Origin of the sequence: Streptomyces sp. NPDC000345 (genome assembly GCF_042898825.1) — a bacterium.
Taxonomy (GTDB): Bacteria; Actinomycetota; Actinomycetes; order Streptomycetales; family Streptomycetaceae; genus Streptomyces.
Map to the genome: position 1 here is coordinate 213,808 of NZ_JBIAZE010000007.1, position 24,415 is coordinate 238,222.

Consider the following 24,415-nt stretch of genomic DNA (forward strand, 5'->3'; position numbering starts at 1 on the left):
CCCGGTCAGCGTCTTCCGCCGGGAACGACGCCCGTGCCCAGCAGTGCCGACAGCTGCGGGGAGTACGTGGCGTGCAGGACGAGGGCCGCGCTGCCCACGACCGCCGCGTCCGTGCCGAGCCAGGAGGCCTCGACGTCGACGACCCGCACATGACGGGAGAGCGGGCGACTCGCCAGCGCGGCGGCGACGACCTCGACGTACCGCGACTCGACGTGCTGGATGCCGTGCCCTCCCAGGACGATCAGGTCCACGTCGATGAAGTTGACGATGTCGACCGCGACCGAGGCGACGTGCTCCGCGGCCTCGTCGATGACGGCCGCGGCGAGCGGGTCGCCGGCCGCCGCGGCCGTCCCGATGGCGGCGTGGTCGACGGCTTGGGGATCCCGGGCGAACATCGCGGCCAGCGCACTGTCCGGGTGCGGTCCGGCGGCGAGCCTGCGGTGCGCCTCGGCGACGATGGCCGTCGGGTTGACGAGCCCCTCCAGACAGCCCCGGTTTCCGCAGTAGCACTCCGGCCCGTCGGGCAGCACCGAGGAGTGCCCGAACTCGCCCGCGTTGAGTGAACCGCCCCGGTACACCTGGTGGTTGAGGATGAGGCCGCCGCCGACGCCGGTGCCGAAGAAGAAGTACGCGAAGTCGGCGACACCCCGGCCCGCGCCGGACCAGCGCTCGCCGACGGCGGCGGCGGTGGCGTCGTTGTCGAGGGTCACCGGCAGGCCGGTCGCCTCGCTCAGCATGTGCTGCACGGGCACCCGCGTCCAGCGGGCCAGCTGGGGCGCGCCGACGATCGCGCCCTGCTCGGGGTCGATGGGGCCGGGCGTGGCGAGCCCCAGCCCGAGGACCTTGGCGCGGTCGACGCCCGTCTCGGTCAGCACGTCGGCGACGAGCTCCGCCATGGCCTTGACGACCTGGGCGGGGTCGTCGCCGGGATGGGTGGGGCGCTTCTTGACGACGAGCGGCCGGCCGAGCAGGTCGACCACGGCGCAGCTGAGCTCCACGGGGTCGAAGTGCAGACCGACCGCGCTGCCCGCGTCGGCGTTGATGCGCAGGGTGGTGCGGGGCTTGCCGCCGCTGGACACCCTGCTCGCGCCGTCCTCCCGCACGATGCCCTCGTCGAGCAGCCGGCGCACGATGCCCGACACCGTCTGCGGCGTGAGGCCGGTGTGCTCGGCGATCTCGACCCGGCTGATGCCGTCGGCGAGCTGGATCTGGTCCAGGACGACGGCCCGGTTGTATCGCCCGACCTTGGGAAGGTTCGTTCCTGCCTGCCGCACGCACGGTCCTCTCTCGTTACCCCACGCCAAACCTATCTCTCGCGGCCCATTGACTTAGTAAAACAAATGGATTTAGTGTCCGGTCCCGCAGACGAAATCTCGGACACGACGGCACAGGGCAGTGCCATCGGAGGCAAGTTGATGTCCATGCAATGCCGCAGGCCCGAAGACTCGGGGACGCCTCCGCGCGTTCCCGGCGGTGGGGAGCGCCGCTCATGACGCCCACCGCCCCGAACCTGCTGGAGATGCGGTCGATCACCAAGACCTTCCCCGGCGTCACCGCGCTCGCCGACGTCAGTCTCGTCGTGCGGGAAGGTGAGATCCACGCGATCTGCGGCGAGAACGGCGCCGGCAAGTCCACGCTCATGAAGGTGCTCAGCGGGGTGCACCCGCACGGCAGCTACACCGGTGACATCGTCTACCGGGGCGAGCAGGTCCGCTTCGGTGACATCCGGGCCAGCGAACAGGCCGGCATCGTGATCATCCACCAGGAACTGGCCCTGGTGCCCGGCATGTCGATCACCGAGAACCTCTTCCTCGGCAACGAACCGCGCCGCCGCGGCGCCATCGACTGGAAGACGGCCCAGCGCCGGGCCCTGGAACTGATGGAGCAGGTCGGACTGCGCGAGGACCCCGACACGCTCATCAAGGACATCGGTGTCGGCAAGCAGCAACTCGTCGAGATCGCCAAGGCGTTCGCGAAGGACGTCAAACTGCTGATCCTCGACGAGCCCACCGCCGCCCTCAACGAGGCCGACTCCCGGCATCTGCTCGACCTGCTGCGCGGCTTCCGCGAGCGGGGCATCACCTCGATCATGATCTCGCACAAGCTGAACGAGATCGAGGCGGTCGCCGACACGATCACCATCCTGCGCGACGGCCGCACCATCGAGAGCCTCGACGTGAAGGCAGACGGCGTCAACGAGGACCGCATCGTGCGCGGCATGGTCGGCCGCGAGCTCGACAGCCGCTTCCCCGACCGCACGCCCGACATCGGCGAGGTCTTCTTCGAGGTACGCGACTGGACGGTGCGGCACCCGACTTCGGACGAGCGGATGGTGTGCAAGGGCTCGTCGTTCCACGTCCGCCGCGGGGAGATCGTCGGCTTCGCGGGGCTCATGGGCGCGGGCCGCACCGAACTCGCGATGAGCCTGTTCGGCCGCTCTTACGGCACCTGGCTGTCGGGGCAGGTCTTCAAGGACGGCGAGGAGATCCGGCTGAAGACCGTCTCCGACGCCATCCGGCACGGCCTGGCCTACGTCAGCGAGGACCGCAAGTCGATCGGGCTCAACCTGCTGGACGACGTCAAGACCTCGATGGTGGCGGCCAAGCTGTCGAAGATCGCCCGGCGCCGCGTCATCGATCCGGTGCGCGAGCATCGCGTCGCCGAGGAGTACCGCCGGAGCCTGCGCATCAAGACGCCCGGCGTCGACGAGGGGGTCGTCAAGCTCTCCGGCGGCAACCAGCAGAAGGTCGTCCTGGCGAAGTGGATGTTCACCGACCCCGACCTGCTGATCCTCGACGAGCCGACCCGCGGCATCGACGTGGGGGCCAAGTTCGAGATCTACGGGATCGTCCAGCGGCTCGTCGCCCAGGGCAAAGGGGTGATCGTCATCTCCTCCGAGCTGCCCGAGCTGATCGGCCTGTGCGACCGCATCTACACGGTGTTCGAGGGCGCCGTCACCGGCGACGTGGCACGCGCGGACGCCGATCCGGAAGTCCTGATGAAGCAGATGACCGCTACCAAGAAAAGCCCGACTCCATGAGCCGTATGACTGACCTGCAGAAGAACCTCTTCGGGGGCACGACCTCCAACGCCCGCCAGTTCGGGATGATCTCCACCCTGGTGGCCATCGTCCTGCTGTTCCAGATCTGGACCGACGGTCTGACACTGACCTCCGGCAACCTCATCGCCGTCGTCAGCCAGTACTCGTACATCCTGATCCTGGCCATCGGGATGCTGATGGTGATCGTCGCCGGGCACATCGACCTGTCGGTCGGTTCCGTCGCCGCGTTCACCGGCATCGTCGTCGCCAAGGCCATGCAGGAGTACGACCTTCCGTGGCCCGTCGGCATCCTGCTCGGCCTGCTCGTCGGCGCGGCGATCGGCGCCTGGCAGGGTTTCTGGGTCGCCTACATCGGCGTACCGGCCTTCATCGTGACCCTCGCCGGGATGCTGCTGTTCCGCGGCGGCAACCAGTACATCGGCAACGCCGACACGGTCCCGGTGCCCGAGGGCTTCCGCAAGATCGGCGCGGGCTTCCTGCCCGAGGTCGGACCGGACACCGGGTACAACAACCTGACGCTGCTGCTCGGGGCGGCCGCCTGCGCGGGCGTGGTGTGGCGCGAGTGGAAGGCGCGGCAGACCCGCCGCGAAATGCAGGCGGACCTCGCGCCGCTGTGGATCACGGGCATCCGTCTGGCCGTCATGGCCGGCGTCATCGTCTTCGCGACGCTCCGGTTCGCCGGCGGCCGGATCGGCACCAGCCTGCCGATCTCCGGCATCATCCTGATCGTCCTGGTCCTCGCGTACTCGCACTACACCCGCAACACCGTCGGCGGCCGGCACATCTACGCCGTCGGTGGCAACGCCCGCGCGGCCGAACTGTCCGGTGTGAAGCTCAAGCGGGTCAACTTCCTCGTGATGACGAACATGTCGGTGCTGGCCGCTCTCGCCGGCATGATCTTCGTCGCCCGGTCCTCGGCCTCCGGCCCGCAGGACGGACTGAGCTGGGAACTGGACGCCATCGCGGCCGTGTTCATCGGCGGGGCGGCCGTCTCCGGCGGTCTGGGCACCGTCAGCGGCTCGATCGTCGGCGGCCTGGTCATGGCCCTGCTCAACAACGGCCTCCAACTGGAGGGAGTCGGCTCGGACATGGTCCAGATCATCAAGGGCCTGGTCCTTCTGCTCGCCGTCGCCTTCGACGTCTACAACAAGAGCCAGGGACGCTTCTCGATCATCGGAACGCTGACCCGCCCCTTCAGGCGGGACGACCCGGCGGGCATGGCTCCACCCGCGGCCGCGGCCGCCGACGCCGGCAAGGCCAAGGTCGCGGGCTGACCGCAGACTCCGCTCACCGGGCGACGACAAACGCTCCGCTCACCGACCGGTCGCCCCGAACACTTCCCTCACCCCCCGACGGCCGGACACCCGGCCCCCTGACGGCCGGGTGTCCGGTCCCACCCCGCCGACCAGCACGACCCGGCACCGGCACACGGTCCGGCGGTCGAACCGCACCGCCTCAGCCGCGCTCGACGGCACACCACACTCCGCCAACCAGCACGCACGAAGGGTTCCACTCCACCATGCGCAGACTCGTCATCAGAAGCATCGCCGCCGTCGGCGCCGCCGCCCTGCTCACCCTGGGCACGGCCTGCTCCAACGAACGCGAGGGCTCAGCCGGCAGCGACAGCGCCGACGGCAAGGGCTTCTCGAAGGATTCCCTGATCGGCGTCGCCCTGCCCGCCAAGACCTCGGAGAACTGGGTGCTCGCCGGTGACCTGTTCACCGACGGCCTCGAGGACGCGGGCTTCAAGGCGGACGTCCAGTACGCGGGTGCCTCGACCACGGTCGCCGACCAGCAGGCGCAGATCTCGTCCATGGTCACCAAGGGCGCGAAGGTCATCGTCATCGGCGCGACCGATGCCTCGCAGCTCGCCACCCAGGTGAAGCAGGCGAAGGAGGAGGGCGCCACCGTCATCGCCTACGACCGGCTCATCACCAACACCCCGGACGTCGACTACTACATCGCCTTCGACAACTTCAAGGTCGGCCAACTCCAGGGCCAGGCCCTGGTCGACGGTATGAAGGCGAAGAAGCCGAAGGGTCCCTGGACGATCGAGCTGTTCTCCGGCTCGCCGGACGACAACAACTCCAAGGTGTTCTTCGACGGCGCGATGGAGGTCCTCAAGCCCTTGATCGACAAGGGCGACATCGTTGTCGGCTCGGGGCAGACCGACATCAAGCAGACCGCGACCCAGGGCTGGAAGGCCGAGAACGCCCAGCAGCGCATGGACTCCCTGCTGACCTCGGCCTACGGCGGCAAAAAGACGCTCGACGGCGTCCTGTCCCCGAACGACACCCTCGCCCGCGCCATCCTCACCTCGGTGAAGGGGGCCGGCAAGCCGGTCCCGGTCGTCACCGGTCAGGACTCCGAGGTGGAGTCGGTCAAGTCGATCATGGCCGGTGAACAGTACTCGACGATCAACAAGGACACCCGCAAGCTCGTCGCGGAGACCGTCAACATGGTCAAGTCCCTGCAGAAGGGCGACAAGCCGGCCATCAACGACACCAAGTCGTACGACAACGGTGTCAAGGTCGTGCCCTCCTACCTCCTGCCGCCCGTGATCGTGACGAAGGAGAACGCGGCCGAGGCCTACGCCAACGACCCCAAGCTGTCCCCGCTCACCAAGTAGCACCGGCCACCGCCGTCGGCCCGCCCCGTCAGGCTCTCCGGGGCGGGCCGACGGCATGCGCACACAGGTGGGTACGGCACGACGGACCTGCCCCTCCGGACCGACCGCCCGAACGAGGCCTGGGGGCGGCTCGCACCGGACCGGTCCGACGCGATGCCGGTGCGGCACGCTCTCACCGGTGACAGCCATGTGGCCCGCCCCGCCGGACCCGGTCACCCCGCCCCCGCCGGTCCGGCTGGTGGGGCGGCCTCGTCGGCCCGGGGCGGCAACTCGACACCGACCGCTGGGTCGTCGTGGCGCCGAACGTGCTCGGTGGCTGTCAGTGCAGTATCGGGCTGTCCCTCTCGGGCCCGTCCGGACAGTGCTGGGGCGGCGACTTCCCGTCCCGACACAGCGTCACCAGGTCGCGGCCGAGGCCGGCTTGGCCGAGGCGCTGGGCATCGACCGGTGGGCCCTGGTGATCGGCGGTTCGAAGGGCGGAATGCGAGCCCTGGAATGGGCGGTGCCGCGTCCCGAACGGATGGACGCGCTCCTGCTGCTCGCCACGACGGCTGCGGCGAGCGCCGAGCGGATCGCCTGGGCCGACGTCCAGCTGTGCGCCATCCGCTCCGACCCGTACCGCCGCGGCGGCCATGACCACGACACCGGCCGAATTCCGCACGCCGGACTCCGCCTGGCCCAGCGGATCGCCCGTGTCACGTACCGCAGCGAGCCTGAACTCCAGGTCCGCTTCGGCCGTTCACCCCGGGGGACGGAGGACCCCTGGAACCGGCGGCCGCTACCACGTCGAGTCCTGCCTCGGCCATCACGCGGCCGAGTGGGTGCACCGTATCGACGCGGGCAGTTACGTCGTGCTGTCCGAGGCCATGAACAGCCACGACATCGGCCGCGGCCGCGGTGGGGTGCGGGCCACCCTGAGACGGGTGACCGCCCGAACGCTCATGGCCGGGGTCGGGGTCGGTCCCGACCGTCTCTGTCCACCGTCCCAGCGGGCGGAGCCGGTGGCGGGCATCGCCACGGCTGCCGACCTGCGCGTCATCGAGCCCGCTTACGGTCACGACGGTTCCTGACCGAGGGCGAGCAGGTCGCCACCCTCGTGGGCGAGCTCGTGCACCGTCATGCCCGCCCTCGGCGCCGGAGTCACGACACGACCGCCCACGTGCATGACGGCACTTCCGCGCTCGTCCGACGTCCCGCGCGCGGTCCGACGACGGGCGGGTCTGCGAGGGACCGCCGCGCGGCGGCACGTCCTGCGGTCGCCGCGTCACACACGACGAGGCGGCGACCGGCAGGAGTCCCTGCACAGACCCTGTCCCGGACCTGGTCAGGCAGGTCAGGCGGGCGTGATGTTCTCCGCCTGCGGGCCCTTCTGGCCCTGGGTGACGTCGAAGGTGACCGCCTGGCCTTCCTGCAGCTCACGGAAGCCGGTGGCGTTGATGTTGGAGTAGTGCGCGAAGACGTCCGGTCCGCCGCCGTCCTGGGCGATGAAGCCGAAGCCCTTCTCGGCGTTGAACCACTTGACGATTCCGCTGGCCATGCTGGTGCCTCTCGGTCGATGTCAGGAACCGCACCGCGCGGCCCTGGAGGTGATCGCCCTGGCCCGGCACTGCACAGCAAAACGCCCGCGACAGAGCGCGGGCTGGTACGGCGAACCACGACAGCTGACAGCGACGCTACACGGCGGGACGGGCCTGCACCAGCGAGTAACGGCCGTTGGGAGGACTCGCGCACCGTGACGGTGTCCTCCTGGCCGTCGCCGCCACCACCCTGTGCCGGAGCGTGGACCGGCCTGCGCCGCGTCCCTCCGCGCCCTCCGCGCCCGCCGCGCTCAGTGCGACTGCCGGCGGCGGTCGAGCACCTCGAAGTGGGCCGACCGTTCGTCGAAGTCGGAGAGCACGGCCCTGGCGGCAGCCGGCACATGGGCCTTCTCGTAGTCCTCTCCCATGAACGCCTCGACCGAGGCCAGGTCGTCGAACCACATCAGGGTCGTGAACTCGACGTCGTCCTCCCGCTCGCGCCGCATCAGGTCGATCGACTCGAACCCCGGGATACGCCGTGCCTCGATCCCGGGGATCACCTCACCCCGGACGATGTGCTCGTACGCGTCGGCGTTCTCCCTCGTGGTCCAGCCACGCCACAGACGACAGATCATGCGCGGAGTGTAGTGCGCGCCGCGCGGCCCGCCCCATCACGCAGCCCTGCTCCTCCTCTCGACGTGTCAGCTTCCGTCTGCCGGTCTCCGCCTCAAGCCGGCGGCCCGAGAGGATCCCGTGACCAGCGGATCTTCCCGATGCACCGGTCCCGAACTTGACCTTGACACGGTGACAAGGTCTTCACTTGGGCGCAGGAGGTGGTCCCGATCAACACGACCGACCTGACCCCGCAGAACACCTGTGTGACCAACGCCCTGGGCGCCGAGGACTCGTCGGTCCGGCTTCAGACGGCCCTCACGGTCGGCTCGAACCCCGACCCCGTGTTCCTGGAGACGCTCGTCGAGCGGTGCGCGGTCGAGCCGGACTTCTTCGTACGAGACATGCTGTCCTGGGCGCTGACCCGTCTCCCGCCGGAGATCACCCTGCCTCGGATCCGCCAGGAGCTCGGCTCCGAGCGTCCCCAGGCCCGCAGTCAGGCGCTGCACACACTCTCCAAGATCGGCGACAAGAGCACGTGGGCCTGGGTCACCCGCGACATGCTGCGGGACGCCGACGACGAGGTCGCGCGGACCGCGTGGCGCGTCGCGGTCGTCCTCGTGCCCGAGGGCGAGGGGAAGGACCTGGCCGACGAACTGGTTCTGCAGCTCGGTCGTGGCGACCGAAATGTGCAGCTGAGTCTGAGCCGGGCCCTGGCCGACCTCGGTGACGTGACCAAGTCCGTCCTGGAGAGGGCCGCGGAAAGTGCCGACCCGGCGGTGGCCGCGCACGCCCGTGCCACCGAGCTGCTCCGGCAGAACCCGGAGACCGGTTTCGACGCGGCTCTCGACGAGGCGAAGCGCGTGGTCGCACTCGGCCCGGAACGGCTTGCTGCTGCCGCGGCTGCGTCGACGGGCACCGAGACCTCGGAGACCGCCGAACCCGCCGAACCCGCCGAACCCGCCGAGAGGACCGGGCCGATGGAGGCCGCGAAGGCTGCGGAGGCTTCGGAGGGCGCGACTTGCTGATCGGCGATGTGGCCCGCCGCTCCGGGGTGAGCGCCCGGATGCTCCGGCACTATGACGCCCTGGGGCTGGTGCGGCCCACGGGCCGCACTGTCGGTGGCTACCGCGAGTACTCTGCCGAGGATGTCCGCAGGATCTTCCACGTGGAGAGCCTGCGGTCCCTCGGGCTCTCGCTCAGGCAGATCGGGCGCGCGCTGGAGGACCCGGCCTTCACGCCGCCCGACCTGGTCAGCGACCTCATCCGGCGGACGGAGGACCGCCTGGCGCGAGAACAGGAGCTGCTCGAGCGGCTCCGTGCGATCGACGCGTCGGCGCCCACCGACTGGCAGGGAGTGCTGCGCATCGTCGCACTCATACGGGAACTCAACTCGACCAGCGCCGCGCACAGACAGCAGGCCGTCCTGGCCCGGCCGGAGGACGTGCCGGTACCCGCCGAACTGCTGGCCCGGGCGGCCCTGACCGAGTCCGACCCGCACGTCGCGGGCGCCCTGCGCTGGGCGCTCGCCCGATCGGGCGGCGACGGCGTGGCGACGCTGCGTGCCGGCATGCACTCGCAGGACGCCGACGTCCGGCGGCGCGCGGTGCTGGCGATCGCCGAGATGCCTGAGGCTCCGGGTGCTACCGCGGTGCTCGCGGACGCCCTCGGGGACCCGGACACGACGGTGCGCAGGCGCGCTGCTCTGGCTCTGGGCAGGCAGGGCGTGGCCGCGGCCGTGCCCACACTCGTCAGCATGGTGGTGGAGGGCTCCGACGACGTGGACGCGGCGGAGGTTCTGGGCATGCTGTCCCTGGACCCCGGGTGCACGGACCGGATCACGACCGCTCTGGTCGACGAACTGGCCGCGCCCACCGCGGACTCCGCGACGCGGATCCGCCTTGCCCAGGCGCTGGTCGAGCTCGCGGGAACCACCGCGCAGGAGGTCCTGCGCCAACTGGCCCACGACGACGACGGCGCTGTCGCCCTCGTCGCCTCGGCCCTTGTCGGACTTCTCGAAGAGCGGTCCCTCGACGACCAGGCTGACGAGCATTCCTGAAAGCGTGATCTGAGCGAGGCATCAGCCATGGCCTCGCAAGGAGCGCTTCACGAGAGGCTCGCCCGGGAGGCAGACGGTGCCACGGGCACAACTGGACGGCGGTACGCGCACACCACAGGTGCGCGCTGTTCCCGAACCGTACCGACCGGGTGGTACTCGACAGCACCCTGAACGCCGGCGACTTCGGGCCCGGCCTGACGAGCACCCCGGGCCCGTCCGGCACTCGGGTCATGCGGCACCGGGCGGCCTGGGCGGCACGCCGTGACCGTACCTACCACCTCGGCTCCACCGCCGCCGAGGTCATGAACGCCGTCAGCGAGCTCAACCGCGTCGTCGGCCTGACCCCGGTCCGTGCGGGCCGCCACACGGTCGACAGCCGGAACCTGCCCCAGCTCCTCTGGAACGTCACCGCGGGGGACAGCGACGCGGCCTGCGCCGGCATCTCCGCGGACGTGCGGGTGCTGCCGGGCGCGGCCCACGGCGCCGAGGTCACCCCACCCGGACCCTCGACGAGGTCCTGACCGGCCTGTCCGCCCCGGACCCGGGCGGAACGTTCGCCGTCCGGACCGCGATCCGGTGCGCCGACCGGGCCGACTTCGCCTTCCGGAACACCTGGATCGCCGTGGGCCGCGCGGTCAGCCATCACCGGGGGGCGCTCCTGGTGTGCCGGACCGCTGTCCCGTTCCGGGTGGTCAAGACATGCTCGTTCGTCCCGACCGCCGAGGTCCTGCGGACCACGCATGCGCACGCCGGGTCCCGGACCGTCCTGGAGTTCGACGGGCGTCCGGCCGCGGAGGTCTGCGCGGACGCCGTGGGCGTGAGCCTCGACGAGGTGACGCAGGCGCACGACCTCATCAACTGCTGGCTGGGCCGTGGGGAGATGGGCGCCAGGAACCTCTCCGTGGACTTCCTCGCGGCCTTGGGCGGCCTCCCGCCGGCGGGTTCCGCACCTACGGCGAGAGCCGGCCCGGGCACGTCAAGCAGACCCTCACCGGTGTCATGTTCGGAGGCCCGACCGCGTGAGCGGGAGGGCCGCCCGTCGATCACGCGTCGAGTCCTCGGTGAGGAGCACGTGTCACTTCGGTGTGGTGCCGGCGGGCAGGCTGAGGACGGCGGTGGTTCCGCCGCCGGGGGTCTCCTCGAGGCGCAGGGTGCCGCCGTGGGCCGCGGCGATCCGCTGGCAGGTGGCCAGTCCGATGCCGGAGCCCTCCACGTCCAGGTGCAGACGGGCGAACATCTCCATCACGCGCTGCCGGTCCTGCGGTGGGATGCCGCGGCCGTTGTCGACGACCGCCACGTCCCATCCGTGCCGTTGCGCCGTACCGGTCACGCTGATCCGGCAGGGCCGGTCGGCGCGACGGAACTTGAGGGCGTTGCCGACGAGGTTCTGCAGAAGCACGCGCAGTTGGGTCGCGTCGGCGACCAGGGTGGGCAGGTTCGCGACCGTGACGTGGGCACCACAGGCCTTGATGGGGGTGCTGAGGTCCTCGACGACGGCGAGGACGAGGGTGTTGAGGTCGACGCACGCCAGATGGAGCCGTCCGCCCGCGCCGGCCAGGGCGAGCACGTCCTCGATCACGACGCGCATGCGGTTCGCGGAGCGGATGACCCGTCGGGCGCAGAAGGAGGCGTCGGGGTCGGCCGCGATCGCCGGGATGTCGATGAGGTTGTCGGCGTGGCCGAGGATGCCGGTCAGCGGGTTTCTCAGGTCGTGGCTGACCTGTCCGGCGAACTGCTGCAGGGCGCGGTTGGAGCGTTCGAGTTCCGAGCGTGCCTCGTCTGCGGCCTGCAGTGCCTGATGGAGCAGCGTCTGGTGACGGTGCAGGTCGAGGACGTCCACCACCATCCGGGCCAGCTTGTCCAGCGCGTCGCGCTGCGGGGCGGTGAGTCGGCGGACCTGGGTGTCGAAGACGCAGAGGGTGCCGAGGACCGGCCCCTCGGGGGTGCGCAGCTGGGAGGCGGCGTAGAAGCGGATGTCGTCGAGGACACCGCTGACGTAGGGGTTGTCCGCGAAGCGGGCATCCCTCCTGGCGTCCGGAACGAAGACCGGCTCCGGCTCGACGATGGTCACCGCGCACATGGAGTCGCTGCGGGCGCATTGCGACGGTTCGAAGCCGATGGCCGCGATCAGGTTGGCGTGCTCTGCGGAGATGATGTTGATCACCGCGTGGGGGACCTGGCAGGTGAAGGCGGCGAGTTCGACGATCGAGGCGAGGTCCGGCGGGGCCGGTGCCGTCAGGATGCCGTACCGCTCGAGGACACGCAGGCGTTCGGGCTCGTCGACGGTCACCGGGAACGATTCTGTGGCCACGACGGTCGGCCCTTCCTGCCTGGTGGATGTCGAAAGATCATTCCCAGGGCGACGGCCTCGGCTACCGGGTCGGCCCGTGGATCACCCGACGGGCCGGTCCGGTCCGCGCAGGACGTGCCGGAGGGCGACGCCCGCCCGGCCGGAACCGGCCTGCCGGCTGCCGCCGCCGGCGCTGGGTGCGGGCACAGGGACGCCGAGTACGGCGCACGCCGTGCGCGTCACTCGTTCGGGGATGTCGTCGGTTTCCGCGGCAGGCAGCAGCATGTGACTGAGGGTGAGTCTGACGACGACGTCCGCCGCTTCGTCGCGTCGGTCCTGGGTGAGGTCCGGGGCGGTCTCGGCCAGCCAGGCGGCCAGCAGACCGCGGGCCGACGAGAACACGGGGTCCGGTCGGCTCGTCAGGAACGGAAGCAGCGCGTCGGTACCGCCGCGCGCGGCCGTGAGCACAGCGCCGATGAACGGATGGCGGGCGCCCTCGTCCAAGGCGTGGGCCACTCCCCGGCGCAGCGCGGTGGGCAGGTCGCACCGGTGGGTGTCGAGCACGGCGGCCAGGTCGAGCAGGAAGCGCTCGGTCTCCCGCTGGACCAGGGCCCGGCCGATTCCGGCCCGGTCACCGAACAGCTTGTAGATCGACGGACGGGAGACCTCGGCCCGCTCCGCGAGGTCCGCGACCCTCACCTTGTCCCAGCCCTCCTGGGCCGCGAGCGCCCAGGCCTCGTCAAGGACACGCTCACGCATGTGGCTGCGCCAGGCGACGCGTGGGGGCTCCGGGCGTTCGCCGGAGACGGGGGCCGCGTTCATCCAGGCAGTGTGACAGCGCGGCCCGGCCCCTGCCCAGAGCCTCAAGGTTACTGATGGCCCATCAGAACGTTTACACCGCACCCCATTTGTCAGCACCGCGAAGCGCTGCCACGCTCATGACTTCCCAGGTGTGCTTCCGCAGGTCCCGGGCGGGCGGCGCCGGCGCACCACACCCTGCGAAGGAGGTCTCGTGACAGCTCGACGCGCAGACGACGGTCGGCCATGGCGTGATCCGAAGCGATACCTGTGGCCTCTGGCCCTCACGGTGCCGACGCTGCCGTTCCAGGCGGGCGGGCTGGTGGCCCTGACCGGGAGAGGCGTGTTCTGGTGGTGGGGAGCCCTCTTCGCGTTCATCCTGCTGCCGCTGCTGGACCACGTCACGGGAAAGGACGGCGAGAACCCTCCCGAGGCGGTCATGAAGCACCTGGAAGCCGACCGCTACTACCGCTGGTGCACCTACCTCTACCTTCCGCTGCAGTACGGCGCCCTCGTGTGGGCCGGTGAACGGTGGGCCGGCGGAACACTGTCGGTCGCCGACGGCCTCGGCCTCGCCGTGACGACCGGTGTGGTGGCCGGCGTGGCCATCAACACCGCGCACGAACTGGGGCACAAACGTGAACAGCTGGAACGGCGGCTGAGCCGGATCGCACTGGCGCAGAGCGGCTACGGCCACTTCTACGTCGAACACAACCACGGCCACCACATACGCGTGGCCACGCCCGAGGACCCGGCCAGCTCGAGGATGGGCGAGAGCTTCTGGGCCTTCCTGCCCCGCGCGGTCGCCGGCAGCCTGCGGTCCGCCTGGCAGCTGGAGAGCCGCCGCCTGCGGCGGCGGGGCCGGCACACCTGGAGCCGGCACAACCAGATCCTGACGTCCTGGGCGCTGACCGCCCTCCTGTTCGTCACGCTGGTCCTGGCGTTCGGGGCAGCCGTGCTGCCGTACCTGCTCGCGGAGGCGGTGGTCGGGTTCTGTCTGCTGGAGACGGTGAACTACCTCGAGCACTACGGACTGCTGCGCCGGCGCCGTGCCGACGGCCGCTACGAACGCGTGTCACCGCGCCACAGCTGGAACAGCAACAACACGGTCAGCAACCTGTTCCTCTTCCAGCTGCAGCGGCATTCCGACCACCATGCCAACCCCTTGCGGCGCTACCAGACACTCCGGCACTTCGACGAGGCGCCGCAGCTGCCCTCCGGCTACGCGACGATGATCGTCGTCGCCTGGTTCCCCCCGCTGTGGCGGCGCGTCATGGACCCCCGGCTGAGCCGGCACTACGGCGGAGACCTGTCCCGGGCACACGTCCGCCCCTCGGCCGCGACGCGGCGGGCGGGAACGTCCACGGCCGCCTGAGGCTCGCGCGGTCCTCCCGGCGCGCGGAAACGGGCCTCACGCGGGGAGTTCGGGGAGTTCGCCGGGCTTCACCGGCACGATCTCCACCCGGGTGCAGCCGGTCTCCTTCAGCGCCTTGCGGCGGCGCTTGGCGGCGGGCTTGGCGTATGCGCCGGCGGAGGCCTGCGGCACGCCGTCCCGGTCGGTCCAGGTCAGACCGTAGTGGTGCGTCGCGGTCGTCATGCGGTTCGTCCTCCTGCCAACTACGGTGCGGCGCCTTCGTACGAGCCGCGGGTGCTCCGTTCGATCAAGCAGCTTCACACGTCGCGGCGACATGGAAAAGACCACGTCGGCATTCGGCGGGTCATCAGGGCGGGCGAAGCCGCTCCGGGCGGCTGCCTCGTGCGCCACCCGGGTCCGGTCCGGGTCAGCGGTACGGGTCGGTGATCTCCCGCAGCGCTTCCAGTGCCTGCCGCAGCTGCCGGGTACGCCTGGGGCCCAGGTGGTCCGTCCATTGCCTCTGGACGTCGCGTACGACGGGCAGGCTCAGTTCGACGAGGGCGTGACCCCGGGCGGTGAGGGTGACCAGTCGGGCTCGGGCGTCGCGCGGGTCGGGCACGCGTCGGACGTAGCCGGCCCGTTCGAGCTGGTCGACGATCGACCCGAGGGTCTGCTTGCTGACCTGGGACGCTTCGGCCAGCTCGGCCAGCCGGGAGCCGTTCGGGCCGATCCGCTGGAAGACCCGTGCCTGGGTGAGCGAGATGTCGTGCCCGGCGGCCTTCAGGGCGGCCATCACGGCCGACTCCATGAAGCGGTACGGGATGAACATCAGGAGTCCCAGGTTGAGCTCGTCGGCGTGGTCGTCGGTCATGCCGTCATCATTGCAGAAGGTCCGAATTTCGTACTAATATGGTCCGAGCTTCGGACCATTGGAGGGTGTCATGGACGACCCGGCCCCTTATTGGACCGCTGTCCGCGCGGCCCGTCTGCGCGTCGCCGACCTGCTGGAAGAACTCACCCCGAGCGAATGGGAGCAGGAGTCGCTGTGCCGGGGCTGGCGCGTGCGGGACGTCGCGGGACATCTCGCCCTGATCCCCACCGTCACCACGTGGGACATGGTCGCGGTCGCGCCGCGCGCGCGGTTCAGCCCCGACCGGGTCAACACCCTGCTGGCCCGCCGGCAGGGCGCCCGCGATCCCGCGGACCTGGTCGCCGCGATCCGCGGCCACGCCGACTCCCGGCGGACGGCGAAGGTGCTGGACACCCGCGACGCGCTCTTCGACACGATCGTCCACGGCCAGGACATCGCCCTCCCGCTGGCCCGACGGCTCGCCGTCCCGGCGGACCACAGCCGCGAAGCACTGCGGCGGGTCTGGGCCATGGGCTGGCCTTTCCACGCCCGGCGCCGCCTGGCCGGCTTCACCCTCCGGGCGACCGACACCGACTGGGCCGCGGGCGCCGGACCGGAGATCGCCGGGCCCGCCCTGGCTCTGCTGCTGCTCGCGACCGGGCGCCCCGCCGGCCTGGACACTCTGCGCGGCGACGGCGTCGGCCGGCTCAGGTCCTCGCACACGTACCGCTGAGCCGACGGGCGGCCACGCGGTCCCGTGCGGCCGCCGGGCGGGTGATCGGCCGGCCCGAGCGGCGCTGCCGGCTGCCTTCCGCCGGGCGCAGCGCCTCGGCGTCGAGCATGAACAGACGTGGGGCGGGGCTGCCGTCGGCCTGCCGCGCTCGGTAGGTGCTCGCTTCCGATAGGCGTCCGGTTCCAGCAGCACTCGGTTTCGGGCGGCTGCCGGAGGCGGGGCCTGTCGCGCTCGGGCAAGACCCACCGGCGAGCGTCTTCCGACCGCTCAGCCGGGCAGCTCGGTGTGCAGGCGGATCGTGGTCCCCTCGTCGGGCAGGGAACGGATCTCGACGAGATCGCACAGCTGGTGCGCCAGCCACAGGCCCCGCCCTCCGACCTGCGTGCTGTCGGGCCGGGACCGACCCACGAGAGGGTCCGCGATGTAGCCGGCGTCGCGGAACTCGCACACCAGACGCTGATTCTGGCTCCACGTCCGCAGGACACCCTGGCCGCCACCGTGACGGATGCTGTTGGCGGCCACTTCCGTGGCGGCCAGGTGGAGCTCGCGCAGCCGTCGGCCGCCCAGCCCGTGCAGCTCGGCGCAGGCGGCGATCTTCTCCCGCAGTGCCGGCAGGTCACCGCCTGCGTAGGCGAACTCGTCGTACGGGTCGCAGGGGTGGCTCAGCGGGGCGAAGTCGAACGGGGCCTGTGGGTCGAAGTCCGTGGAGGACGCGGTACGGCCGTCCGCCCGGATCTCGGGGTGGCAGCGGGCCATCTGCTCCAGCGCAGCCGACTCCCCGTCGGTGTCGTAAGGACACAGCAGCCACCAGGCCGGGCCGGCGGCGAAGGCCTTGTTGAGCAGCCACTCGTGATAGCGCAGCTCTTCCTGCTCGGCGCGGCAGCGGACCTCGTTCCACGGTGACTCGCCGATCCCGCGCACGGGGCGCCCCTGCTCGGCATGCTCCTTGATCCATTCCTGCCAGGCGCCGATGAGCCGGCCCGGGTGGTGCGCGACGCTCGTGGTGTCGACGTATCTCACCGCCCCGTCGTCCGGGATCTCGGCGCGCAGCAGAAAGGCCTTGTCCTCGGGGACGGCGACGACGACGGCCTCGCCGCCGTCGAGGGCTTCGCGGATGAAGCCGACGGTGCCTTCGAGGAACTCGTCCCGGCCGCGGTAGGGGTACAGCTCGTGCCGGTACCCGTCGCCGGACGGTACCGGAGTGGAGCGGGAGGTGGTCATGGTGCCATCACCACCGCAACGGAGGGGTCTGCGTAGCCGGAGAGCTCCCAGGCCAGGCGTACGGTCTCGTTCGTCCCTTCCAGCACCACCTTGCGGTCGTGCAGACGTCCGGCCGCGCCGGCGAGGGCGCTCATCCCGGCGGCGTCGAGGAAGTCCAGGCCGTGGCACAGCAGACGCACGGTCGCCGTCTGCCGCAGCAGCGTGCCCAGGATGGCGCCGAAGGCGGAGGCGCCGTCGGCGTCGATGACCCCATTCACCGTCCAGCCGTCCTTTCCCGTCCGGTACACCTGGAACGAAGGTGACGCCGGACGGCTGCCCAGGTGGTGAGGGTGCACACACCTGGCGTTCTCCAGTGTAGAAGCGTCCCAGTCGCCACCTTGGTAGGCGCACACCACCAGAGCCCCGCTGTCCGCGGCGAACTCCTCCAGGTCCAGCTCGCAGCGCAGCAACCCTTCCGGCCCCTCGGCGGAACCGTCGGAGGTCACGTGGTGGAGCACGCGCAGCGAGCGGTATCCCTCACGCTCGGCGCTGGCGGCCTCGCGCCGTACCGCGGCAAGCAGGGATTCCTGCAGCCGGACGGGATCGAGCACCATGGAGGCGAGATCACTCGTGGCCTGCGGGAGCGGAGAGACGATCACCACCTTGTCGCCGAAGAGAGCTCCGTCCGCGACGAAGGCGCGGCTGCGATCCATGACGTCGTCCGCAGGATCCAGCAGCTGACAGACGTGGTCACCACAGCCGACCTCGTCAAGTGTCGCCAACGTGCGTGTAGCTCTCACCGCTTCCTCCCCTCCTCTCGCATGCCCACCTTAACGACAAGCACGCCCCCGCCTCCAAGGGCACAACACCGGTCCCGATGGCGTGATCCTGGCGTGGAACGCAGGCGCAGGCGCAGGCGTGGCCATGGCCCCACGGCCACGGGCACGGGCACGGGCACGGGCACGGCGCCGCAACGGTCCCGAACCGGCCGCCGGCCTCTTCGGCCGACCCCTCAGGCCCGAAAACGCAGGCGCACATATGTCCGCATCCGCCTGTTCGGGTCACGGCCCCATCACTCACGGCACACGCTCACCCTGCGGCCCCTACGCTCACCCAGCATCACCACCTGCACCAACTGGGGGGCATCCATGGCCAACTGGAAACTCATCGGCGGCATCGCATGCGGAGTCATCGTGCTCGGCGTCATCGGCAACGCCGTCGACGGCGGCGACGGCGGCGACGGCGGCGACGGCGGCGACGGCGGCGACGGCGGCAAAAGCGCGGCGGGCACCAGCCCGTCGGCCACCACCACAGCGACGGCCGGCGGCAACACCGACAGCGGCGACGCGAAGGACACCGAGGCCAAGGCCGTCCCCGACTTCGTCGGCATGGGCCTCCAGGCCGCCCAGGACGCCGCACAGGAGCAGGGCTTCCGCAGCCTCACCTCGCACGACGCTCTCGGCCGCGCCCGCATGCAGATCCTCGACCGCGACTGGAAGGTCTGCTCCCAGAAGCCCGCCGCCGGCGCGAAGGTCTCCACGGACACGGAGCTCGACTTCGGGACGGTGAAGCTGAAGGAGAGCTGCCCTGCCAAGGACCAGGCGGAGCCCAGCGCCGCGGCCGGGACGATGCCGAACTTCGGGGGCAAGAGTGTGAAGGCCGCTCGCCACGCACTCGACTCCAGCACGTCGATCACCGTCACCGACGCGTCCGGCGACGACCGGTTCATCCTCGTCGAGTCCAACTGGCAGGTCTGCCACCAGACTCCGAGAGCCGGGACGAAGCTGGAAGGGCAGCCCGTCGAGTTCGGCGCGGTCAAGTTCGGGGAGGAGTGCCCCTGATCCACTCGTGGACCGGCCCCGGCGGGAGTGCGATCCGCCCGGGGCCGGAATGCCGGGTGCCGACGCGAGACCCTCGATGCTCGCGGTCCGTGGTGCTGCGCACCGGCTTCGTCGCGTGTCACAGTAGCCGATGTGCTGCCTGAGCGGATCTCGCGGTCAACTGGTCGTCGTCGCACACCACTTGCTTTGCGTCTCGGCCTGCTGTGCCTCGGCGCGGGTGTCGTCGGGTCGCTGTTCTGGGTGCGGGAACTGTCCGCCCTGGGCTGGGCGGCCGTCGCGGCCGGGCTGACCGCGGCGATCGCCGGAACAGTGCAGGGACTCATCACGTCGGGGATCGGCAAGGGGCAGAAGCTGATCCTGGGCGATGCGGCTCCGATCGCCGTCCGAACGGACTTCACCCACCAGGAGCTCACCCTGCGACGGCAGGGCGGGACGGGAGGCCAGGTGCAGTGCGGTTACGTCCACATGAGCGCCGAAGGACTCGTACCGCATGCCGTTGTGCTACGACGGCTCAGGGTTGTCGTGGACGGTCGACGACCGGCGCTGGATCTCGCGCCGGGTCCGCAACAGGCGCCGTTGCCGTGCCGGAAGTTCCTCGCGGACCTCGACACCGACGAGCCCCGGCTCGTCCCTCAGGGCTCGCCCGACTTCCCGTACGTGGTGACACCGACGGAACCCGAGATCTTCCAGGTCATGGCCTACACCGGCAGCCAGTGCGTCGACTGGCACCTGGAGCTCGAGGTGGTCAGCCAGGGCGAGACGTACACCGTGATCGTGGACGACGACGGCAAGCCGTTCCGGGTCAGCCAGCAGCCGCCTCAACAGCTCGCGTAGACAGCACCGTTGGGCTGGGCAGGGACGACGAGGGGATGGTCGTGGGCGTGAAGGAGCGCTGGGGAGAGCCGCGGGTGCACGTGCTGCGGTCCCAGGAAACCGGGTCGCGGGGTGGCCTCGTCGGGCGCGACGGTGAAACGGCGACGCTGCTGGATCTCCTGGGGCCGGACTCGGCGGCCCCCGGCTGCCTGTTGCACGGCCCCGGCGGCACGGGCAAGACGGCACTGGCTCGCGCTGTCGCCCGCCTCGCTCTCCAACGCCCCGGCTGGTTCACCGGCGGGTCTCTGTTCCTTGAGGCACGCGGGAGTTGCGGCGAGGGGCACACGACGACGGCCCAGATGACCAGCGCGGTTCTGCGGGCGCTGCGGCTCCTTCCCGACGGTGCGGAGCTGACCGAGCAGGAGAAGTCCGCCTTTCTGCGCAAGTGGCTGACCCGGCAGAGCGCGGCCAGCAGGCGCGTCCTGTTCCTCCTCGACGACATCCAAGAGCTGCCGTCCGCCGAGGAGTTGCTGCCACCCGGAACCGGTCATCGACTGCTCGCGACCGCACGCAGCCGGCCGGCCGCCCTCGGTTCTCTCACCGCCGTCGAACTCACCGCCTTGTCGTTCACGGACACGGAGGAACTGATCAGCGCTGTCGCGACACGGAACGGGCAGTCCTGTCCGTCTCCGGACGACGTCGCCGCCCTGGCCCGGATGTGTGACGGCATTCCCCTGGCCGCGGAACTGGCTGCCAGAGCGGCGGCGCCGGACAGGCGCGCGGCCGAGCGCGTCGTGGCGCGCGCGCACGATCGTGTGTCCGAGCCGGTGGAGCCGGACGGCCGAGCCCGCGCGGCGGTGCGCGCGGGCGTGGACCTGGTCCTTGCCGGCCTTCCGGAGGGCGAGGGCCGCATGGCCGTACGCATGGCTCGGCACCCCGGACCCGACCTCGGCCGCCTCCATCTGACGGCATGGGGCGGAACGCCGGCCGCGCCGCCCGTCCGCGTCACAGAGCTCGCCCGAGCCGGTCTGGTCGCGCCGACCACAGGCCCGGGCGGCGAGGTCCGGTACGTGATGCATCCGCTGGTCCGGCAATGCCTGCGGGAGCACGACGACTCCGGGAGCGCCGGCCGGCACCCGCTCGGGGTCTCCCGCCTTCTGGAAACGTATGAGCGTGAGGCCGTCTCTCCGGCCGCCCGCAACGGGCACGAGGCCCGGGGTGAGCAGGGCGGCGCCGACGGGACCGGGGACGAGAACCTGGTGCTTCAGGACCGGGAGAACCTGGTGGCCGTGCTCCTCGGGGCAGCCGATCCCGACGACCCCGGCACTCTCTCGGCGGCCCGGGCCGTCCTGCCGCACCTGGCGTGCGCGGATCGCCCCTACGAGGCACTCGCCCTGGCCGATCGCTGCGTCACGGCTGCCCGGACCCTCGGCGACCGGGAAGCGCTGGCTTGGGCTCTGCGGGGTCGCGGTGAGGTGCTCGGGCAACTCGGCCGGTTCGAGGAAGCCGAGGCCGTGCTCGGGAAGGCAGCGGCGGCATACGAAGAGCTGAGCCGGCAGCCGCCGGAGGAGGAACGAACCGACCCCGAGGGCCGCCGGTACCGAGTACAGCTCGGAAATCCGACGCGCTACCGCTATCTCCTCGCCACCGCGCACGAACGACGCGCCACCGCTCAGCTCGGTGCCCATCTCCACACACGGGCCGCTGCCGCCCATGAGGCCGCGAGTGCCCTCTACGTGGAGGACGGCCAGTGGTACGACCTCATGACCCGGGGCCCTGTGCGCCCCGAGTACCAGATCCCATGGGCCGCGTCGCTGCACCGCCGGGGCGTCGCACTGGCCCGTGCCCACCGCTTCCTGGAGGCCTGCTCGGCTCTCCGCCGAGGGGCGTCGCTGCAGAGCGATCTCGGAGCACGTGAGAACGAGGCCGTGACGCTGACGGTGCTGTGGAAGACGGTGTCCCGTGCGAGCCGCCTGGCCGCGTCGGGCGTCACCCATGTACGCGGTGAACGCGAGGCGCTGGACACGTTGGTGGCGGCGGTGGATCAGCGGTACCGGCGCGTCGACGTGGAGGCCGCGCTCCGCGACGTCGTGGACGAGCGTGAAGGTCCCTGCGCGCATCCGGTGGAGGCCTCAGCCCTCTGGGGCAGCAGTCTGGTCAACTGCGACAGGGCGGAGGACGGCGTGCGTGTGCTCGGCGACGCGGCCTCCCGCTGCCGCGGCGACGGGCGGCTGATCCTGCTGGTGGAGATCCTGGACGATCTGGGTGACGCCCTGTTGAAGACACGTCAGGCAGCTGAGGCCGTGGACGCCCACCGCGAGGCTGTTGCCGTCCGGGAGGAACTCGGGGACCGTCGTGGCCACGCCCTCGCCGCGGTCGGACTGGCCGGCGCGTTGGTGGCCGCCGGCCGGCCGGACGAAGCGGTGCCGCTGCTGACCGATGCCGAGTACGTGCTGCGGCCGAGCGCCTCTGACGTCGGACCGCGTGTCATGGACAGCATCACCGACCTCCTCACAGCCACACAGCAGCCCGGTGCGGCTCGGCCGCCGGGGACACGTCGATGGCGGTGGCCGAGACGCCCGCGGTGATCTGGGAGCTGCGGCGGGCGGAGCAGCCGGAGGGGTGGCGGTGAGACCGTTCCGCATCGGTCGCCCAGAAGGAGCTTCGGCCTGCGGATGCCGCCCTCTCGAACGGCACCCGCCGATCGGCATCGGCTCGCTCAGCGGAGCCCTGCCCCGAGGGCTGACGCTCAGCGGTCCGGGCCGGGGCCGCATCCTTCACGAAGCGCTGAAAGCGCCGCCCCCCTCGGAAGATCCCGGCCTTTCCACACCGCGAGGGCTCGATCACGGGACCGGTGTCCGGGTCAGGGTCACTCTGTGCTGAAAGCGCCGTCCCCTCGGAAGATCCCGGCCTTTCCACACCGCGAGGGCTCGATCACGGGACCGGTGTCCGGGTCAGGGTCACTCTGTGGGGTCCGCCGCATCGGACCCGGTGTCCTCGCTGATCTGCCGGACCAGATCCAGCGCACGTCCCAGCGTGGTCAGCCGCGCATCGAGTGTGTCGCCCGCGGGGTAGAGGCGAACGGTGGTGACTCCGGCCTCGTGCCAGACGCGCAGGCGGTCCCGCACCATGTCCTCGGTTCCGATGAGGGTGGTGGCGAGCACCATGTCGTCGGTGACGAGGGCGGCTGCGCCGTCGCGGTCACCGGCCTGCCAACGCCGGCGGACCTCCGCGGCGACCTCGGCCCAGCCCTGGCGGCTGTAGGCCTGGTTGTAGAAGTTCGTGCCGGCGGAGCCCATCCCGCCCAGGCTGAAGGCGAGTTCCTTCTTGCGACTGTTCACCATGGCGCGCAAGGATGCCTCGTCCTCGGCGAATGACACCTCTGCTCCCTGGCAGATGTCGAGGTCTGCGCGTGTGCGGCCGGCTGCGGCCAGCCCTCGGTCCAGGTGGTCGAAGTAGGCCGCCTTGGCGCCCTCGGGCACGAAGCTCGTGCCGAGCCAGCCATCCGCGATGCGGCCGGTGAGCTCGAGCATCTTGGGTGAGAGCGTGGCGAGGTAGACGGGGATCTCGTGTTCGGCCCGCGTGGACAGGCGCATCGGCTTCGCGTCGCTGCCCAGCAGGGGCAGTGTGAACTCACGCCCGCTGTAGAAGACCTTCTCGCCCGTGGCTGCCTGCCTGACGATGTCGACGGTCTCGCGCATCCGTGTCAGCGGCCGGGCGAAGGGCACCCCGTGCAGGCCCTCGATCACCTGGGGACCCGAGGGGCCGAGACCCAGCAGGAAGCGGCCTTCGGAGATGTTCGACAGGGTGATCGCGGCTCGGGCGATGGCCATCGGAGTGCGTGTCGCCAGCTGGATGACTCCGGAGCCGAGCAGCATGCGCTCCGTACGAGCGGCGAGATAGCCCAGCGGTGACGGCGCTTCGGTACCCCAGGCCTCGGCGACCCAGCAGATGTCGAGACCGAGCTTCTCCGCCTCGGTCACGAAGGTCACCATGTCCGGCCAGCTGCCGGCGGATGCCTCGATGGTGGTCGACGTGCGCATCACTCACTCGCCTTTCCGGAGCCTTCGGCTGCCGTCTCGCCTTCGGCGAGTTCCTTGATGGCCTTCACGGTGGTCTGCATCGCTGCTTCGAACTCCCGCAGGCGCACGAAGACGATCTTCTGTTCCTTGTCCGGCATCTGGTCGATCGCGTACGACAGGCCGGAGGGGCCGGGGCCCAGCTGCAGCCACTGGCGCAGCAAAGTGCCCTCGTCCTTGGGTTCGAGGGAGAAGCGCCACACGGCGGAGGGGTTGTCCGGGTCCTGAACCGCCCATGCGAACACACGAAGCGGCTGGTATTCCACGACATGGGAGACGGTGGTCCACTCTCCCAGTGCCTGGTGCCGGTTGTGTCCCTCGAAGCGGGCCCCGAGGCATGGTGCCGTACGGTCGTCCAGCCACCGCACGGATTGCAGCTCTTCACTGGTTCCCGGCATCGCCTCGATGTCGGACACCAGGTCCCAAACCGTCTGTGCCGGGGCGCAGATCCAGGTCTGGACTTCGATCGTGGGCTTGTCCGCGTATCGTGCGCCTGTCCAATCCACGGCTGAGTGGCTCCCTACGTCGGTGGTGGGTTCGCTGTGGGGTACGCCCTTTCGGCCCCACGGACCGGCCGGA

Annotated in this window: 23 protein-coding genes; 12 read left to right on the forward strand and 11 right to left on the reverse strand. The window is 70.8% G+C overall.

Annotated features, from left to right (window positions below):
• Positions 1-5: 5 nt before the first annotated feature.
• Positions 6-1,274, reverse strand: coding sequence for an ROK family transcriptional regulator (locus ACFY30_RS18945; protein ID WP_390846301.1), 1,269 nt, complete (start codon positions 1,272-1,274; stop codon positions 6-8).
• Between the two features lie 215 nt (positions 1,275-1,489).
• Here ACFY30_RS18945 and mmsA point away from each other — a divergent pair, with 215 nt between their 5' ends.
• From mmsA to ACFY30_RS18965, 4 genes are all read left to right on the forward strand, one after another.
• Positions 1,490-3,040: a multiple monosaccharide ABC transporter ATP-binding protein gene (mmsA, locus tag ACFY30_RS18950; protein WP_390846302.1), complete on the forward strand. Its 1,551-nt coding sequence runs from the start codon at positions 1,490-1,492 to the stop codon at positions 3,038-3,040.
• Positions 3,037-4,335 (forward strand): multiple monosaccharide ABC transporter permease, encoded by a 1,299-nt coding sequence (gene mmsB, locus ACFY30_RS18955; RefSeq protein ID WP_390846303.1) that lies wholly within the window; start codon positions 3,037-3,039, stop codon positions 4,333-4,335. Before mmsA ends, mmsB begins: the two co-directional genes overlap by 4 nt.
• Before the next feature lie 245 nt (positions 4,336-4,580).
• Positions 4,581-5,690: a substrate-binding domain-containing protein gene (locus ACFY30_RS18960; RefSeq protein ID WP_390846304.1), complete on the forward strand. Its 1,110-nt coding sequence runs from the start codon at positions 4,581-4,583 to the stop codon at positions 5,688-5,690.
• A gap of 692 nt (positions 5,691-6,382) precedes the next feature.
• The gene (locus ACFY30_RS18965) at positions 6,383-6,760 is read left to right on the forward strand and encodes a hypothetical protein (RefSeq protein ID WP_390846305.1); all 378 of its coding nucleotides are present in this window, start codon (positions 6,383-6,385) and stop codon (positions 6,758-6,760) included.
• 263 nt (positions 6,761-7,023) lie between these two features.
• Here the strand turns inward: ACFY30_RS18965 and ACFY30_RS18970 are convergent, their stop codons facing one another.
• Both ACFY30_RS18970 and ACFY30_RS18975 read right to left on the reverse strand, forming a co-directional pair.
• Complete coding sequence (locus ACFY30_RS18970) at positions 7,024-7,227, reverse strand: cold-shock protein (RefSeq protein WP_390846306.1); 204 nt, start codon at positions 7,225-7,227, stop codon at positions 7,024-7,026.
• 291 nt (positions 7,228-7,518) lie between these two features.
• Positions 7,519-7,842 carry an antibiotic biosynthesis monooxygenase gene (locus ACFY30_RS18975; RefSeq protein ID WP_390846307.1) on the reverse strand — a complete coding sequence of 108 codons (324 nt, stop codon included), beginning with the start codon at positions 7,840-7,842 and terminating at the stop codon, positions 7,519-7,521.
• Positions 7,843-8,040: 198 nt separating this feature from the next.
• Between ACFY30_RS18975 and ACFY30_RS18980 the strand changes: the two genes are divergently transcribed.
• From ACFY30_RS18980 to ACFY30_RS18990, 3 genes are all read left to right on the forward strand, one after another.
• Positions 8,041-8,847 carry a HEAT repeat domain-containing protein gene (locus tag ACFY30_RS18980; RefSeq protein ID WP_390846308.1) on the forward strand — a complete coding sequence of 269 codons (807 nt, stop codon included), beginning with the start codon at positions 8,041-8,043 and terminating at the stop codon, positions 8,845-8,847.
• Positions 8,841-9,878 (forward strand): HEAT repeat domain-containing protein, encoded by a 1,038-nt coding sequence (locus ACFY30_RS18985; protein WP_390846309.1) that lies wholly within the window; start codon positions 8,841-8,843, stop codon positions 9,876-9,878. Before ACFY30_RS18980 ends, ACFY30_RS18985 begins: the two co-directional genes overlap by 7 nt.
• Before the next feature lie 149 nt (positions 9,879-10,027).
• On the forward strand, positions 10,028-10,399 hold the full coding sequence (locus ACFY30_RS18990) for a hypothetical protein (protein WP_390846310.1): 372 nt from the start codon (positions 10,028-10,030) through the stop codon (positions 10,397-10,399).
• Between the two features lie 554 nt (positions 10,400-10,953).
• Here the strand turns inward: ACFY30_RS18990 and ACFY30_RS18995 are convergent.
• Both ACFY30_RS18995 and ACFY30_RS19000 read right to left on the reverse strand, forming a co-directional pair.
• Entirely contained in the window at positions 10,954-12,189 is a 1,236-nt protein-coding gene (locus ACFY30_RS18995; RefSeq protein ID WP_390846311.1) for an ATP-binding protein, read from the reverse strand.
• Between the two features lie 81 nt (positions 12,190-12,270).
• Positions 12,271-12,990 carry a TetR family transcriptional regulator gene (locus ACFY30_RS19000; RefSeq protein WP_390846312.1) on the reverse strand — a complete coding sequence of 240 codons (720 nt, stop codon included), beginning with the start codon at positions 12,988-12,990 and terminating at the stop codon, positions 12,271-12,273.
• 190 nt (positions 12,991-13,180) lie between these two features.
• On the opposite strand from ACFY30_RS19000, the gene ACFY30_RS19005 reads away from it, so the two are divergent.
• A complete protein-coding gene (locus ACFY30_RS19005) occupies positions 13,181-14,341 on the forward strand; it encodes an alkane 1-monooxygenase (RefSeq protein ID WP_390846313.1) in 1,161 nt (386 codons plus the stop codon).
• Positions 14,342-14,377: 36 nt separating this feature from the next.
• Here the strand turns inward: ACFY30_RS19005 and ACFY30_RS19010 are convergent, their stop codons facing one another.
• On the reverse strand, positions 14,378-14,563 hold the full coding sequence (locus ACFY30_RS19010; RefSeq protein ID WP_390846314.1) for a hypothetical protein: 186 nt from the start codon (positions 14,561-14,563) through the stop codon (positions 14,378-14,380).
• 184 nt (positions 14,564-14,747) lie between these two features.
• Positions 14,748-15,191: a MarR family winged helix-turn-helix transcriptional regulator gene (locus ACFY30_RS19015; protein ID WP_390846315.1), complete on the reverse strand. Its 444-nt coding sequence runs from the start codon at positions 15,189-15,191 to the stop codon at positions 14,748-14,750.
• Positions 15,192-15,261: 70 nt separating this feature from the next.
• On the opposite strand from ACFY30_RS19015, the gene ACFY30_RS19020 reads away from it, so the two are divergent.
• Complete coding sequence (locus tag ACFY30_RS19020; RefSeq protein ID WP_390846316.1) at positions 15,262-15,903, forward strand: maleylpyruvate isomerase family mycothiol-dependent enzyme; 642 nt, start codon at positions 15,262-15,264, stop codon at positions 15,901-15,903.
• A gap of 267 nt (positions 15,904-16,170) precedes the next feature.
• On the opposite strand, the gene ACFY30_RS19025 is transcribed toward ACFY30_RS19020, so the two are convergent.
• A complete protein-coding gene (locus ACFY30_RS19025; protein WP_390846317.1) occupies positions 16,171-17,124 on the reverse strand; it encodes an anti-sigma factor RsbA family regulatory protein in 954 nt (317 codons plus the stop codon).
• Positions 17,121-17,903 carry an MEDS domain-containing protein gene (locus ACFY30_RS19030; protein ID WP_390846318.1) on the reverse strand — a complete coding sequence of 261 codons (783 nt, stop codon included), beginning with the start codon at positions 17,901-17,903 and terminating at the stop codon, positions 17,121-17,123. The genes ACFY30_RS19025 and ACFY30_RS19030 overlap by 4 nt, the downstream gene beginning before the upstream one ends.
• A 348-nt stretch (positions 17,904-18,251) precedes the next feature.
• On the opposite strand from ACFY30_RS19030, the gene ACFY30_RS19035 reads away from it, so the two are divergent.
• From ACFY30_RS19035 to ACFY30_RS19045, 3 genes are all read left to right on the forward strand, one after another.
• Positions 18,252-18,944 (forward strand): hypothetical protein, encoded by a 693-nt coding sequence (locus ACFY30_RS19035; protein WP_390846319.1) that lies wholly within the window; start codon positions 18,252-18,254, stop codon positions 18,942-18,944.
• A gap of 186 nt (positions 18,945-19,130) precedes the next feature.
• The gene (locus ACFY30_RS19040; RefSeq protein ID WP_390846320.1) at positions 19,131-19,778 is read left to right on the forward strand and encodes a hypothetical protein; all 648 of its coding nucleotides are present in this window, start codon (positions 19,131-19,133) and stop codon (positions 19,776-19,778) included.
• A 35-nt stretch (positions 19,779-19,813) separates the two neighbouring features.
• Positions 19,814-22,345, forward strand: a complete 2,532-nt coding sequence (locus ACFY30_RS19045; protein ID WP_390846321.1) for a tetratricopeptide repeat protein — start codon at positions 19,814-19,816, stop codon at positions 22,343-22,345.
• Positions 22,346-22,717: 372 nt separating this feature from the next.
• On the opposite strand, the gene ACFY30_RS19050 is transcribed toward ACFY30_RS19045, so the two are convergent.
• The gene (locus ACFY30_RS19050) at positions 22,718-23,800 is read right to left on the reverse strand and encodes an LLM class flavin-dependent oxidoreductase (protein WP_390846322.1); all 1,083 of its coding nucleotides are present in this window, start codon (positions 23,798-23,800) and stop codon (positions 22,718-22,720) included.
• Positions 23,800-24,342 (reverse strand): SRPBCC family protein, encoded by a 543-nt coding sequence (locus ACFY30_RS19055; protein ID WP_390846323.1) that lies wholly within the window; start codon positions 24,340-24,342, stop codon positions 23,800-23,802. Before ACFY30_RS19055 ends, ACFY30_RS19050 begins: the two co-directional genes overlap by 1 nt.
• Positions 24,343-24,415: the final 73 nt, after the last annotated feature.